5 protein-coding genes and 8 pseudogenes are annotated in these 14,937 nt (G+C 63.0%); all 13 read right to left on the bottom strand.

Annotated features, from left to right (window positions below):
- Positions 1 to 16: 16 nt before the first annotated feature.
- Positions 17 to 573, bottom strand: a pseudogene (locus PspTeo4_RS01525) (CvpA family protein).
- Positions 574 to 757: 184 nt separating this feature from the next.
- Entirely contained in the window at positions 758 to 1,447 is a 690-nt protein-coding gene (locus PspTeo4_RS01520; protein ID WP_322361983.1) for an SPOR domain-containing protein, read from the bottom strand.
- 4 nt (positions 1,448 to 1,451) lie between these two features.
- Positions 1,452 to 2,738, bottom strand: a complete 1,287-nt coding sequence (gene folC / locus PspTeo4_RS01515; RefSeq protein ID WP_322361982.1) for a bifunctional tetrahydrofolate synthase/dihydrofolate synthase — start codon at positions 2,736 to 2,738, stop codon at positions 1,452 to 1,454.
- A complete protein-coding gene (gene accD, locus PspTeo4_RS01510) occupies positions 2,738 to 3,631 on the bottom strand; it encodes an acetyl-CoA carboxylase, carboxyltransferase subunit beta (protein WP_322361981.1) in 894 nt (297 codons plus the stop codon). The genes folC and accD overlap by 1 nt, the downstream gene beginning before the upstream one ends.
- Before the next feature lie 219 nt (positions 3,632 to 3,850).
- A pseudogene (locus PspTeo4_RS01505) lies at positions 3,851 to 4,469 on the bottom strand (phosphoribosylanthranilate isomerase).
- A gap of 60 nt (positions 4,470 to 4,529) precedes the next feature.
- Positions 4,530 to 5,381: pseudogene (gene truA, locus PspTeo4_RS01500) on the bottom strand (tRNA pseudouridine(38-40) synthase TruA).
- A 150-nt stretch (positions 5,382 to 5,531) separates the two neighbouring features.
- Positions 5,532 to 8,281: pseudogene (locus PspTeo4_RS01495) on the bottom strand (FimV/HubP family polar landmark protein).
- A 70-nt stretch (positions 8,282 to 8,351) separates the two neighbouring features.
- A pseudogene (locus PspTeo4_RS01490) lies at positions 8,352 to 9,355 on the bottom strand (aspartate-semialdehyde dehydrogenase).
- Positions 9,356 to 9,635: 280 nt separating this feature from the next.
- Positions 9,636 to 10,747, bottom strand: a pseudogene (gene asd / locus PspTeo4_RS01485) (aspartate-semialdehyde dehydrogenase).
- A gap of 63 nt (positions 10,748 to 10,810) precedes the next feature.
- Positions 10,811 to 11,890 (bottom strand): annotated as a pseudogene (gene leuB, locus PspTeo4_RS01480) (3-isopropylmalate dehydrogenase).
- Positions 11,891 to 11,944: 54 nt separating this feature from the next.
- Positions 11,945 to 12,708 (bottom strand): annotated as a pseudogene (locus tag PspTeo4_RS01475) (class I SAM-dependent methyltransferase).
- Positions 12,709 to 12,854: 146 nt separating this feature from the next.
- Positions 12,855 to 13,499 carry a 3-isopropylmalate dehydratase small subunit gene (gene leuD / locus PspTeo4_RS01470; RefSeq protein WP_322361980.1) on the bottom strand — a complete coding sequence of 215 codons (645 nt, stop codon included), beginning with the start codon at positions 13,497 to 13,499 and terminating at the stop codon, positions 12,855 to 12,857.
- Positions 13,496 to 14,926: a 3-isopropylmalate dehydratase large subunit gene (gene leuC, locus PspTeo4_RS01465; protein WP_322361979.1), complete on the bottom strand. Its 1,431-nt coding sequence runs from the start codon at positions 14,924 to 14,926 to the stop codon at positions 13,496 to 13,498. Before leuC ends, leuD begins: the two co-directional genes overlap by 4 nt.
- Positions 14,927 to 14,937: the final 11 nt, after the last annotated feature.

Raw genomic sequence — 14,937 nt, 5'->3', positions numbered from 1 at the left:
CTTGAGTGAATAGCGCTCAAGGCTTGATGGGCCCGAGCAACTGTTCCTTGAACGGAAGATCAGCCGGTGCGCTGATCACACCACTGGACATCCACTGACCGGTGAAACCCAGAATCAGGTTTTTCGACCAGTCAGCGACCAATAGAAACTGTGGTATCAGGCGTGATTCCTGCCACCAGCTATCTTGTTGAACCGGCCCCAGGCTGAGCAGCCCGATGGCCACCACCACCAGCAAGGCCCGCGCGCGGCGCCGAACGCCATGCCGAGGAAACGATCGGTGCCGGACAGCCCGGTCACGCGGATCAGCTCGCCAATGAGGAAGTTGATCATGGCCCCCACCAGCAAGGTGGCGACGAACAGAATGGCGCAGCCCGCAATCGTGCGCATCGAGGGGGTCTGAATATAGCTCTCAAGATACACCGAGAGCGACCCACCGAACATCCAGGCGACTGCCCCGGCAATGATCCAGATGAGCAGAGACAAGGCTTCCTTGACGAAGCCACGCTTGAGACTGATCAGTGAGGAAATGGCGATGATCGCAATGATCGCCCAATCAACCCAGGTAAATGCCACGGTGCTGCCTGCAGACGTTTGAGGCGGCGCATTTTACCAGAGCGGCGGGCTGTGGGTAAGCAGAATGTCAGCTCGATTGACAGAGCCTCATCGGCGGCGCGAGCCTGCTCCCCACAGGCTTTTCATGGACTCAGAAGTCAAGAAAACCCAGTGAGAGCGACACCGCCGAGAACCGACTCAAGCCTCAGCCGCGCTCCGGCTGGAAACGCACTACAAAACCTTTCAAGTTCTGCTTGCGGTTGATCGCATCGCGCACCCGCTCAGCCTCGGCGCGCTCGATCAACGGCCCGACATATACCCGGTTCATGCCACCGGCCGAACGGATGTAGGCGTTGTAGCCTTGGCTGCGCAGCGTATTCTGCAAGCTCTCGGCCCCGGCGCGGTTGGACAGACTGGCCAACTGGATCGACCAGCTCACCGGCAGGCCGTTGACATCGATCTTCGAAGGCGCCGAGGCGGTTGCCGCCGGCGCAGGTGGAGCCACCGGCCGGGCTTCAGCCTTGACGGCCGGGGCCGGAGCTGGAGCTGGGGCCGGCGTCGGCACGGGTGTCTGTGGCTTGGGCTGAACCTTTGCCTGGGTCTGCGGCGATGGCGTGATCGGCTGGCTGGGCGTGGTAACCGGCGCAGTGGACTCGTTGACCACCACAGGCGCTGGCTGAGGCTCTTCAGGCACAGGTTGCGGCTCCGGTACGGCAACCGGTTCCACCTGCACTTCGGGCAAAGTCGGCATGGCCGGAGCCTGCGGAGCCTCGACCTGCACCTGGCGCATTTCATCCTCGCGGGTGAACAGCATCGGTAGGAAAATCACTGCCAACGCCACCAACACCAGCGCACCGACCATACGCTGTTTCATCCCTTTATCCAGCACAGCCATCTAATCAAGCCTCCAGGGCCTGCCGCTCCAGCCATTCCAGGGCTTCGGCGACACAGAAAAACGAACCGAACAGCAGAATCTGGTCATCCGCCGCAGCTTGGGCGCACTGCCCTTCCAAGGCTTCGGCAACGCTGGCGTAAGACTTCACTGCGGCACCGAGGTTCGTCAAGGCAACGGCCAATTCGGCAGCCGGACGGCTACGCGGGGTCGCCAACGGGGTCACCGCCCAGTCATCGACCAACCCCTGCAACGGTGCGACAACGCCCACCAGATTCTTGTCGGCAAGCAGGCCGAACACCGCCAGGCGCCGCCCTTTCGGTGGACGAGCCGACAGGCGCTGCGCCAGGTACTCGGCGGCGTGTGGGTTGTGCCCAACGTCGAGCAGCAACTCGATGCGCTTGCCCTGCCAGCTCAGCGCGCGGCGATCCAGCCGCCCAGTGATGCGGGTATCGAGCAATGCCTGGCGAACTTGCCCGGCATCCCAAGGCAACCCCATCAACAGGTAGGCCTGCAGGGCCAGGGTTGCGTTTTCCATCGGCAAGTCGAGCAGCGGCAGGTCGCGCAGCTCCACCTGAGCCCCGTCAGCCGCGGTGCCGCGCCAATGCCAGGCACCGTCGACGGTGGCCAGGTCGAAGTCACGACCTCGCAAGAACAGCGGTGCCGCAAGCTCAGCGGCCTTGTCCAGCAGCGGCTGTGGCGGGTTCAGATCGCCGCACAGCGCAGGCTTGCCAGCGCGGAAAATACCGGCTTTCTCGAAGGCTACCTTCTCACGGGTGTCGCCCAGATATTCAACATGGTCGACGCCGATGCTGGTCACCAGCGCCAAATCGGCATCCACCACGTTCACGGTGTCCAGACGGCCACCAAGCCCCACTTCGAGCACAACAGCATCCAGTGCCGAGCGCTGGAACAACCAGAACGCGGCCAGGGTGCCCATTTCGAAATAGGTCAGGGAAATCTCGCCCCGCGCCGCCTCGACGGCGGCGAAGGCTTCGCACAGGTGCTCATCGCTGGCCTCCTGGCCGTCGATCAGCACCCGTTCGTTGTAACGCAGCAGGTGTGGCGAGCTATACACGCCAACCTTGAGCCCCTGGGCACGCAGCATCGACGCCACGAAGGCGCACGTAGAGCCCTTGCCGTTGGTGCCGGTCACGGTCACCACGCGTGGCGCGAGCTTACCCAGCGCCAGCCGGGCAAGCACCTTCTGCGAACGCTCCAGCCCCATGTCGATGGCCGAAGGGTGCAACTGCTCGAGGTAGGCGAGCCACTCGCCCAGGTTACGCTCTGTCATCACGCGACCGCAGCCGCCTCACGCGCCTGCACGGGCGTTTCCTGACCAGTCATCTGTGCCAGCAGACGTGCCAGGCGAGGACGCAGTTCGCCACGCGAGATGATCAGGTCGATGGCGCCATGCTCCAGCAGGAACTCGCTGCGCTGGAAACCTTCTGGCAGCTTTTCACGCACGGTCTGTTCGATCACACGTGGGCCGGCAAAGCCGATCAGCGCCTTCGGCTCACCGACAATGACGTCGCCGAGCATGGCCAGACTAGCGGAAACACCGCCGTACACTGGGTCGGTCAGTACGGAAATGAACGGAATACCTTCTTCACGCAGACGCGCCAGCACGGCCGAGGTCTTGGCCATTTGCATCAGCGAGATCAGCGCTTCCTGCATACGTGCACCGCCGGAAGCCGAGAAGCAAACCATCGGGCAGCGGTTTTCCAGGGCATAGTTGGCCGCACGTACGAAACGCTCGCCCACGATGGCACCCATGGAACCACCCATGAACGAGAACTCGAAGGCGCTGACCACGATCGGCATGCCCATCAGGGTGCCGCTCATGGAAATCAGAGCGTCCTTCTCGCCGGTCTGCTTCTGGGCACCGGCCAGGCGGTCCTTGTACTTCTTGCCGTCACGGAACTTCAGGCGGTCGACCGGCTCAAGGTCGGCGCCCAGCTCGGCACGGCCTTCCGGGTCGAGGAAGATGTCGATACGGGCACGTGCGCCGATGCGCATGTGGTGGTTGCACTTGGGGCAGACATCCAGGGTCTTTTCCAGCTCCGGACGATACAGCACGGCCTCGCAAGCCGGGCACTTGTGCCACAGGCCTTCAGGCACCGAGCTCTTCTTCACCTCGGAACGCATGATCGAAGGGATCAGTTTGTCGACTAACCAGTTGCTCATGCTTTCTTTCTCCAGTATTGGCGGGCAATGACCGGCCAGGCCGGCCATGCCTTACCTTGAGCTCACATTCTTCTATGAAACGATGACAGACCGGCCGCAGGCTTGGCTGCGTACCGCTCCGACTTCAATTTGTCGTTCAACCGCGGGTGTTCCGGCGGTCGCCCCGCAGGGCTGCGATAGCTATGGACGATGGCGCACGGCCTGCCGTCACATCCACCATCATGCCTGTTTGACCGCACGCATGAAGGCTTCGATTTTCGCGGCATCCTTGATGCCCTTGGCCTGCTCTACCCCACCACTGACATCTACCGCATAAGGCCGCACCTGGGCGATGGCCTGGCCGACGTTTTCCGCCGACAGGCCGCCTGCCAGGATGATCGGCTTGCTGAGCCGGGCCGGCACCAGCGACCAGTCGAAGGCCTCGCCGGTCCCGCCAGGGACGCCGGCCACGTAGGTGTCCAGCAAGATGCCCGCGCCCCTGCGTAAAGCTGGCACGCCGCCTCGATATCATCCCCGGACGCACCCGCAGGGCCTTGATCCAGGGGCGATGGAAGCCCTCGCAGTCGGCGGGCGTTTCGTCGCCGTGAAACTGTAGCAGGTCCAGCGGTACCACCTCGAGAATCTCGTTGAGTTCACAACGCGAGGCATTGACGAACAGGCCAACCGTGGTCACGAACGGCGGCAGCTCGGCAATGATGGCCCGCGCCTGGCGCACATCCACGGCACGCGGGCTCTTGGCATAGAAGACGAAGCCAATGGCATCGGCCCCCGCCTCTGCTGCGGCCAGTGCATCTTCAATGCGGGTAATACCGCAAATCTTGCTGCGAACGTTGCTCATGGACTGCAAACCCTGAGTGATCGGTGAAAGGCCAGATGGTAGCAAATGACTTTTCACCCGTCAGTCCGACAACGCCTCGTAGCCGGTCAAAAAGTGTGGGCCAATGTAACGTTGCGGCAACTGGAACTCATCCGGGTACTCCACCTGCACCAGATACAGGCCATAAGGGTGCGCCGACACCACCCTCCCGACGATTTCGCCCCTCGAGCACTTCACGCGCCCAAGTCACTGGCCGCTCGCCGGCGCCGATGGTCATCAGCACTCCAGCGATGTTGCGCACCATGTGGTGCAGGAATGCCGTGGCGCGCACATCGAGCACGATCATCTGCCCGTGGCGGGTTACACGCAGGTGATGGATATGCTTGATGGGCGACTTGGCCTGGCATTGGCTGGCGCGGAAGGCGCTGAAATCGTGGGTGCCGAGCAGGAACTGCGCTGCTTCGGCCATGCGCGTGACGTCCAGTGGGCGGTGGTTCCAGGTCACCTCCTCTGCCAGGTGCGCAGGTCGGATCGGGTCGTTGTAGATGACATAACGGTAACGCCGCGCGGTGGCCTTGAAACGGGCATGGAAGTCCGCCGGCATCGGCCGCGACCAGACCACACTGATGTCATGGGGCAGGTTGAAATTGGTGCCCAGGGTCCACGCGCGCTCATCGCGCACGGCGCGGGTATCGAAGTGGACGATCTGCCGCAACCGTGCACGCCTGCATCGGTACGCCCAGCGCAAACCACCGCAATCGGCTCATCGGCCACTTTCGACAGCGCCTGCTCCAGTGCCTGCTGGACACTGGGCACGCCGCTGGCCTGGCGCTGCCAGCCACGGTAGCGCGAGCCCTTGTATTCCACACCCAGGGCAATGCGGGTGAAGCCTTCGGCGGCGGCCGACTCGGCGGCGGTATCGATGATGTCCAAGAACCTGAAACCTGTGGGTAGTACGAATGGCGGGGATTATAACGACAACGGCAGCCGAGTTGGGCTGCCGTTGCGGGTTCGGAGCAAGTTGCTGAGCTTGCCGGCGATGAGGCCAGCACAGACACTACACGACCGTTGTTACCACACAGGTCACACCAGTCGAGACAACATCTCCTCGGCTTCCTGACGCTGGGTATCGTCACCGTCCTTGACCACCTCATCGAGGATGTCGCGCGCGCCCTGATGGTCGCCCATGTCGATATAGGCGCGTGCCAGGTCAAGCTTGGTAGCCACTTCATCACTGCCGGAGAAGAAGTCGAAATCCAGGTCATCCAGCGGCGCGGGCTCGGCAGCTGCATCTTCGGCTGTGAAATGCGGCTCCAGCGAGGGCGACTCAAGGTTCTGCGACAGCTTGTCCAGCTCGGCATTGACGTCACTGAGCTCTGAAGCAAAGTTCTTGGCGGCAGGCGAATCATCATCCAGCGACAGCGACAGGTCGAAGTCCTCCGGAAGCTCCAGCTCAGAGATCGGGTCGAACTCCGGCATGGCGTCGAAGGCGGCGAGCTCTGCCGCGACATCGACAGGCGCTTCCTCGACGGCAGCAGCCGCAGGCTCGCCGACATCCAGGTCGAAATCGGCCAAATCATCGACACTCTGCGGCTCGGCCGGTGCCTGAGCCTGGGCCAACAACGCTTCAAAATCGTCATCGGCATCGGTCTCGGCAGGCTGCGAGGCAACTTCTTGCACAGCTTCCTGCACCGCTTCCGGAGTGCTCTCAGGCTCGATTTCAGCAGCCGAATCGAGCAAGGACGCCTCGTCGAGCATCGGCGGTTCGAGCGGATCGTCCAGCGGCAGGTCATCACCCAAACTCAGGTCGAAGGCGCCGTCCAGGTCAGAGATGGCCTGGGCAGGCTCTTCGGTGACGGCCTCGACTTCAGGCGCCACTTGCAGCTCTGGCTCTGGCTCTGGCTCTGGCTCAGACAGCACAGGAGATGCTTCGACATCGGCAACCGACTCGGACTCTGCTTCGACAACAGTGGCAGCCTCTGGCGAGTCCTGCAGCAGGTCCTGCACGTACTGCTCGTCGAGTTCGGCAGCCAGGGCAGCGGCACCCAGACCGGCAGCCACACCCAGCATTGCCGGGTAGCGCTCCTTGAGCCCACCGACCTGAGCAGTGTTGGCCTCGGTAGCCTCCAGCTTGCGCTCCTGCTCGACGAAGGCACTGTGGTCACCCTGGCGGGCGTAGACTTCCATCAGCTTCAGACGCAAATCGTCTTGTGCAGGCTCGGCGGCAATCGCCGCCTCCAGCAGGTCAGCCGCGCGATTGAGACGACCCAGCGCGATGCTCCGGTCGACCTCTGCCAGCAGTTCGGCGTGCGGGTTCTGCTCCGGCTCGGCGACCACAACGGCGGCCGGCGCGGCTGCAACCGGCTTTTCCGCAGCAGTGGCTGCGGCGGCAGAAGCGGCCACCACCGCTGGCGCCAGCGTCACGCTGGGTGCCGAAACTTCCAGCTCGTCGAAACTGCTCGAAGGCAGGTCGAGGTCCGGCTGCGCTCGCCCTCCTCTGCCAGTGCGCGAGCCATGCGCAGGTGCTTTTCAGCTTCCTGCTGCGCCTTGCGCTTGCGCGCCAGAAGCAACAGGAGCAGGAGCAGCACCAGGAAAGCGGAACCTGCGATCAGCCCCAGCAGAATCGGGTTGCCGAGCACTTCGTCCAGCACACCCTGCTGCCCAGCCTGAACGGGCGCCGCTTCAGGCGCTGACTCAGGCGCGGTGTCGACCGCAGCAGGTGCCGGCGACACCACTGGCTCGCTCGGGGCTGGCTGAGGCGAAGTTGCCGGCTGTGCAGGTGCAGGCTCGCCCGCCTGGGTTGCGGCAGGGGCAGCGGCTTCGGCGACATTCTGCGCTTCGAGGCGGGCCAGCTGGTCATTCTTCAACTGAATCAGACGCTCGAGCTTGCCCAACTGGCTCTGCAGGTCGGACATGCGGCTTTTCAGTTCTTCGTTGTCGCGGCGGCTGGTGTCCAGGCTCTCCTGGGCCACGGCCAACTTGTCGCTGATGGCCTTGGCACTGCCAGTACCCGCCTGGCCGCCCGGGCTGACCAGGCGCAAATTGTCGCCTTGGGCAATGCGCGCAGGTGTGGCATCGGCGGCACCGCGCCGCGTGGCGTCCAGCTGCCGGGCACGCGGCCCCAGGCGCCGACCTTCACGCCAGGCCGCGTACTGCTCGGCCACGTCGCGAACGGCCTCGCCCTGAGGAATGCTCTGAATCTGCTGCTGGTCAGGCAGACGCAATACCTGGCCGACCTTCAGCTGGTTGATGTTATTGCCGATGAACGCGTCCGGGTTGAGCGCCTGGATCGCCAGCATGGTCTGCTGTACCGAGCCGCCCTGAGCGTGGCGTGCGGCGATCTGCCACAAGGTGTCACGACGCTTGGTGGTGTAATTGCTCGCGCTGCTGACCGCTGGGGCGACATTGGCGGCTGCCGGTTGCTCACCCTGGGCCTTGGCCTGGTCGAGCAGAACGCTGTAATCGCGCAGCAGACGGCCTTGAGGCCACATCACCTGAACCAGGAACTTCACCACCGTGCCTGGCAACGGCTGGCTGGAGGTAACCCGCAGCACGCTCTTGCCGTTGGGGTTGATCACCGGGGTGAAGGTCAGGTCTTCGAGGTAGCCGGGGAATTCAACCCCGGCCTTGCTGAACTCTTCCGGCGGCGCCAGGCTTGGCGCCACTTCGGCTGCGGTGAGGTCGCGCACATCGAGCAGCTCGATCTCGGCGTCCAGCGGCTGGTTTTGAGCAGACTTGAGGGTCAACTCGCCCAAACCCAGCGCATTCGCCATGCCAGACGACAGCGCCGACGCTGCCGCCATGGCCAGAACCAGTTTGCGAATTCGAAGCATGACCTCTTCCCTTGTATGAATCGTCCCAAAACCTGCATAGGTGTAGGACAAAAGTGCTCGCCAGTATCTTTTACGCCATGTGTTTTATCAACAATTGCGCCACCTGCACGGCGTTGAGTGCAGCGCCCTTGCGCACGTTGTCGGTGGTCAGCCACAGGTTGAGCTGCTCCTGTTCGTCAACTCCATGGCGTACACGACCAACATAGACCACGTCTTGACCTACTGCGTCACCAACTGGGGTCGGATAATCATCCGCCTCGACCAGTTCGACACTGTCGGCGGCTTCCAGTGCCTGGTTGACGGCCTCCAGGTCCACCGGGCGGCGGCTCTGCACTGCCACACTGAAGCTATCGCCAAAAAACACCGGACTTGAACGCAGCTCACGGAAATCTTCAGCTCAGGCAGCCCCAGCAGCACCCGTAGCTCGCCAACCAGGCGACGCTCCAGGGCCGTGTGCCCCTGCTCGTCGGCGGCACCGACCCGGGCCAGCAGGTTGAATGCTACCTGGCGGTCGAAGAAGCGCGGCTCCAGCGGACGGGCGTTGAGCAACTCAGCGGTCTGCCGAGCCAATTCGTTGACCGCCTCACGGCCCTGGGCAGACACCGCCAGCGAGGCCATGACCTGCACCCGCTCCATGTCCAGCAGGCCCTTGAGTGGCGCCAACGCCACCGCCAGGGCGACAGCCGATGTGCTGGGGCTGGAAATACGTGCGGGCAACGCCAGGTTGGCGATCTGCTCGGCATTGGCTTCAGGCACCAACGCCAGCGCATCGTCCAGGCCACCGGACAAGTCGATGACGGTGCAACCCGCCAGTTGAGCCTTGTCGGCGAAGCTGCGGCTGACGGCGGGGCTGGCGGCGAAGAAGGCCAGCTTTACCTGGGCGAAATCGAAGCTATCCACTTCACGGACTTTGATTTTCTTGCCAGCGAACATGACGCTGCTGCCCGCCGACTCCATGCTGGCCAGCAGGTGCAAGGTCGCGACCGGGAAATCCAGCTCTTCGAGGATCTGTACGAGGGTTTCACCGACGCTACCGGTGGCGCCGACGATGGCGATATCCAGGGGTTGGGTCATGGAGGGGATCCTTATGCTGAAACGGCGGGGGCGGCACTTTACTTGGATTGTAAAGGGAGGAACAGGGTTGACTGTAGCGGCCTTATCGCCGGCAAGCCGGCTCCCACATGGACCGCGCCGGCCACAAGGTCACCGCTACCTGTGGGCGCCGGCTTGTCGTGGCGACGAACCGCGGCGATTAGGCCGATACAGGCAGCACAAGACAGTTGCACCGGCCGGCTCGGGCATAAAAAAACCCGCACTGTCTCCAGCGCGGGTTTTTTCGGTCAAGCCAGAGCGATCAACGCTCCAGCAGAATCCGCAGCATACGGCGCAGCGGTTCGGCGGCGCCCCACAGCAGCTGGTCGCCAACGGTGAACGCGCCCAGGTATTGCGAACCCATGTTCAGCTTGCGCAGACGACCCACCGGGATGTTCAGGTACCGGTAACCTTGGTCGGGCTCAGCTCCTGCATGCTGATCTCGCGCTGGTTAGGCACCAGTTTTACCCAAGGGTTGTGCTGGCTGATCAAGCCTTCGATGTCGGCCAGCGGCACGTCCTTGTTCAGTTTGATGGTCAGCGCCTGGCTATGGCAGCGCATGGCACCGATACGCACGCAGATGCCATCGACCGGGATCGGGCTCTTGAAACGGCCGAGGATCTTGTTGGTCTCGGCCTGGGCCTTCCACTCTTCACGGCTCTGCCCGTTCGGCAGTTCCTTGTCGATCCATGGAATCAGGCTGCCAGCCAGAGGCACGCCGAAGTTTTCGGTCGGGAACGCTTCGCCGCGCATGGTTTCGGCAACCTTGCGGTCGATGTCGAGGATGGCACTGGCCGGGTTGGCCAGGTCATCGGCGACCGCTGCGTGAATACCGCCCATCTGCTTGATCAGCTCGCGCATGTTCTGCGCGCCAGCACCGGACGCTGCCTGGTAGGTCATGGCGCTCATCCACTCGACCAGGCCAGCCTCGAACAGGCCACCCAGGCCCATCAGCATCAGGCTGACGGTGCAGTTGCCGCCGATGTAGTTCTTGGTGCCGGCATCGAGCTGCTGGTCGATGACCTTGCGGTTGACCGGGTCGAGGATGATCACGGCGTCATCCTGCATGCGCAGGGACGATGCGGCGTCGATCCAGTAGCCCTGCCAGCCGGCTTCACGCAGCTTGGGGAAGACCTCATTGGTGTAGTCGCCGCCCTGGCAGGTCAGGATGACGTCGAGGGTCTTGAGTTCTTCAATCGAATAAGCGTCCTTGAGCGGAGCAGTTTCCTTGCCCACATTCGGACCTTGGCCACCGACATTGGAGGTGGTGAAGAACACCGGCTCAATCAGGTCGAAATCCTGCTCCTCCAGCATCCGCTGCATGAGCACGGAACCGACCATACCGCGCCAACCGATCAGACCTACACGTTTCATCGCAACTACACCTTTGCTAAAAGTGGGCCGCCACCGACCAAAAACGGTGGCGGGCCAGAGAGATTACAGATTCCGCAGCGCTGCGACTACTGCGTCGCCCATTTCCTGCGTACCAACTTTGTTGCAACCGGCCGACCAGATGTCACCGGTGCGCAGCCCCTGGTCCAGCACCAGGCTCACCGCCTTCTCGATGGCGTCGGCGGCAGCCTGCTGATTGAAGCTGTAACGCAGCATCATCGAGACCGACAGGATGGTCGCCAGCGGGTTGGCAACACCAAGGCCTGCGATGTCCGGCGCCGAACCGTGGCACGGCTCGTACATGCCTTTGTTGTTGGCATCCAGCGACGCCGAAGGCAGCATGCCGATGGAACCGGTCAGCATGGAAGCTTCATCCGACAGGATGTCGCCGAACATGTTGTCGGTAACCATCACGTCGAACTGCTTGGGCGCACGCACCAGCTGCATGGCAGCGTTATCGACGTACATGTGGCTCAGTTCGACGTCCGGGTAGTCCTTGGCCACGTCCTCGACCACTTCGCGCCACAATTGGCTGGAAGCCAGTACGTTGGCCTTGTCCACCGAGCACAGCTTCTTGCCGCGCACGCGGGCCATCGAAGCCGACACGGGCAATGCGGCGCACTTCGCTTTCGCTGTAAGGCAGGGTGTCGTAAGCCTGACGCTCACCGCCTTCAAGCTCGCGCTGGCCACGCGGGGCACCGAAGTAGATGCCACCGGTGAGCTCGCGGACGATGAGGATGTCCAGGCCCGCGACGATCTCCGGCTTGAGCGAGGAAGCATCGGCCAGTTGCGGTAGAGGATGGCTGGACGCAGGTTGGCGAACAGGCCCAGTTGCGAACGGATTTTCAGCAGGCCGCGCTCAGGACGGATGTCGCGTTCGATCTTGTCCCATTTCGGGCCGCCCACGGCGCCCAGCAGCACGGCATCGGCCTTGCGCGCACGCTCCAGGGTTTCGTCGGCCAGCGGCACGCCGTGCTTGTCGATGGCGGCGCCACCGATCACGTCATGCTCCAGGCTGAAGCCCAGCTGGAACTTGTCGTTGGCCAGCTCCAGCACCTTGACCGCTTCGGCCATGATTTCCGGACCAATACCATCACCTGGGAGAATCAGAATCTGCTTGCTCATGCTTTCCTCTATCCATTCAAGCGGCGCGGCCCGATCAGCCACGCCGTAAAAAACCTAGCGCTCGGCCCACATCACCAGAACATCGGTGCTGAACGAGCCGTCTGCTTCGATCTGGTAATACTGCCGTACTTCTTCGCCCATGGCGTACTGCAATTGGCGGATGGCCACGCGCAGCGGCTCGGGGTGCGCATGCGCTCGACCCAGGAGCTGAACTCCAGGCGCAAACGCTGGCGCGTGTGGCTGCGCACATGCAGGCCCGCTTGAGCGACTTGCTGCTGCCATTCGGCGGCCGAGTAGTCGCGTACGTGACTGGTGTCGCGCAGCACTTCGACACTCTGCAGGTAGGTGTCGAGCAATGGGCTGCCCGGCGACATGACATCGATGAACGCCGCCACGCCACCCGGTTTCAGCACTCGCCGCACTTCGCGCAGGGCCAGACCCAGGTCGCTCCAGTGATGCGCCGAATAGCGGCTGAAGACGAAGTCGAAGGATGCGTCGGCGAACGGCAGGCGTTCGGCTGCCCCTCGTTCGGTGACGATGTTGCCCAGGCCACGCTCGGCAGCGGCGTTGGCCACGACATCGAGCATCGATTGCGACAGGTCGTAGGCGACCACTTCGGCCACCAACGGCGCGATATGGAAGCTCACATGACCGGCACCACAGCCCAGGTCCAGCACTCGGGCTGCGCCCTGCCCCGCCAGCTCGGCCTGCAACAGGGCGAACTCACTGCCTTGGGCGTGCACGGCGCTGCTGAGGTAGGCGCTGGCCTGTTCGCCAAACTGGCGTTGGACCACGTCGGTGTGGGTGGTGCTGGTCATGGTTGAAATCCTTTTGGTTTCTTGTTGCCTGTGCCGGCCTCTTCGCGGGTAAACCCGCTCCCACAGGGATCACACATCCTCAGGGACCGTCGTACCTGTGGGAGCGGGTTTACCCGCGAAGAGGCCAGCACTGTCACCTACAAATTTCAGGCATCCCGGAACAACCAGGGCTGCCCGGCACGGTGCTTCTGTTCAAACGCCTTGATCGAATCGCTGTCCTGCAAGGTCAGGCCAATGTCGTCCAGACCATTGAGCAGGCAGTGCTTGCGGAACGCATCGATCTCGAAATGCAGCACCTTGCCGTCAGGACGGGTGACAGCCTGAGCCTGCAAGTCGACGGTCAACTGGTAGCCCGGGTTTGCCTCGACCTGCTTGAACAGCTCATCGACTTCTTCATCACTGAGGATGATCGGCAACAGGCCGTTCTTGAAGCTGTTGTTGAAGAAGATGTCGGCGAAGCTCGGCGCAATGATGCTGCGGAAGCCGTACTCGTCAAGCGCCCACGGGGCGTGCTCGCGGCTCGAACCGCAACCGAAGTTCTCGCGCGCCAGCAGTACACTGGCACCCTGGTAGCGTGCGTGGTTGAGCACGAACTCTTCGTTCACCGGACGCTTGCTGTTGTCCTGGTAGGGCTGCCCCACATCCAGGTAACGCCACTCGTCGAACAGGTTAGGGCCAAAGCCGGTACGCTTGATCGACTTCAAGAACTGCTTGGGGATGATCTGGTCGGTGTCGACGTTGGCACGGTCCAACGGCGCAACAAGACCGGTGTGCTGGGTAAAGGCTTTCATGCTGCGCTCCCTTGGATCAACTCGCGGACATCGATGAAGTGGCCGGTTACCGCAGCGGCGGCGGCCATGGCCGGGCTGACCAGGTGGGTACGACCACCGGCGCCCTGACGCCCTTCGAAGTTACGGTTGGAAGTGGACGCGCAGTGCTCGCCGCTTTCCAGGCGGTCAGGGTTCATCGCCAGGCACATCGAGCAGCCAGGTTCACGCCACTCGAAACCAGCCTCGAGGAAGATCTTGTCCAGACCTTCACGCTCGGCCTGAGCCTTGACCAGGCCGGAACCCGGCACGACCAACGCCTGTTTGACGTTGGCGGCGACCTTGCGACCCTTGGCGATTTCAGCAGCGGCGCGGTCTTCGATGCGCGAGTTGGTGCACGAGCCAATGAATACGCGGTCAAGCTTGATGTCGGTGATCGCCTGGTTGGCGGCGAGGCCCATGTACTTGAGGGCGCGCTCGATGGAGCCACGCTTGATCAGGTCGGGCTCGGCGGCCGGGTCCGGAACGCGCTGGTCAACGGCCAGCACCATCTCGGGCGAAGTGCCCCAGCTGACTTGCGGCTTGATCTGGGTGGCGTCCAGCTCGACCACGGTATCGAATACCGCGTCGGCATCCGACACCAGGCTTTTCCAGACCTGGGCAGCCTGCTTCCAGTTCTCGCCCTTAGGCGCGTACGGACGGCCCTCGACGTAAGCGATGGTGGTGTCGTCGACCGCCACCAGGCCGACACGGGCACCGGCTTCGATGGACATGTTGCAGATGGTCATGCGGCCTTCCATGGACAGCTCACGGATGGCGCTGCCCGCGAATTCCATGGCGTGACCATTGCCGCCGGCGGTGCCGATCTTGCCGATGACCGCGAGGACGATGTCCTTGGCGGTGACGCCGGCAGGCAACTGGCCTTCGACGCGCACCAGCATGTTCTTCATTTTCTTGGCAACCAGGCACTGGGTGGCGAGCACGTGCTCGACCTCGGACGTACCGATGCCATGGGCCAGGGCGCCGAACGCGCCGTGGGTCGAGGTGTGCGAGTCGCCGCAGACCACGGTCATGCCTGGCAACGTGGCGCCCTGCTCCGGGCTGATGACGTGGACGATGCCTTGGCGCTCGTCATTCATCTTGAATTCCACGATGCCATATTCGTCACAGTTCTCGTCGAGGGTCTGCACCTGAAGGCGCGACACCTGGTCGACGATGGCTTCGATGCCGCCCTTGCGCTCTGGCGTGGTCGGCACGTTGTGGTCCGGGGTGGCGATGTTGGCGTCGATCCGCCACGGTTTGCGATTCGCCAGGCGCAGGCCCTCGAAGGCCTGGGGCGAAGTCACTTCGTGAATGATGTGGCGGTCGATGTAGATCAAGGACGAGCCGTCATCACGGCGCTTGACCTCATGGGCTTCCCAGAGTTTGTCGTAGAGCGTTTTGCCAGCCATCAGACTGTTCC

It is taken from the genome of Pseudomonas sp. Teo4, assembly GCF_034387475.1.
GTDB lineage: Bacteria > Pseudomonadota > Gammaproteobacteria > Pseudomonadales > Pseudomonadaceae > Aquipseudomonas.
The sequence above is the reverse complement of the archived record's forward strand: the minus strand, read 5'-3'. Positions and strand labels throughout refer to the sequence as shown.

Excerpts from the sequence above, each read along its gene's own strand:
- folC (WP_322361982.1), bottom strand. The coding sequence starts at position 2,738 with ATGACAGAGCGTAACCTGGGCGAGTGGCTCGCCTACCTCGAGCAGTTG.
- leuD (WP_322361980.1), bottom strand. The coding sequence starts at position 13,499 with ATGAAAGCCTTTACCCAGCACACCGGTCTTGTTGCGCCGTTGGACCGT.
- accD (WP_322361981.1), bottom strand. The coding sequence starts at position 3,631 with ATGAGCAACTGGTTAGTCGACAAACTGATCCCTTCGATCATGCGTTCC.
- PspTeo4_RS01520 (WP_322361983.1), bottom strand. The coding sequence starts at position 1,447 with ATGGCTGTGCTGGATAAAGGGATGAAACAGCGTATGGTCGGTGCGCTG.
- leuC (WP_322361979.1), bottom strand. The coding sequence starts at position 14,926 with ATGGCTGGCAAAACGCTCTACGACAAACTCTGGGAAGCCCATGAGGTC.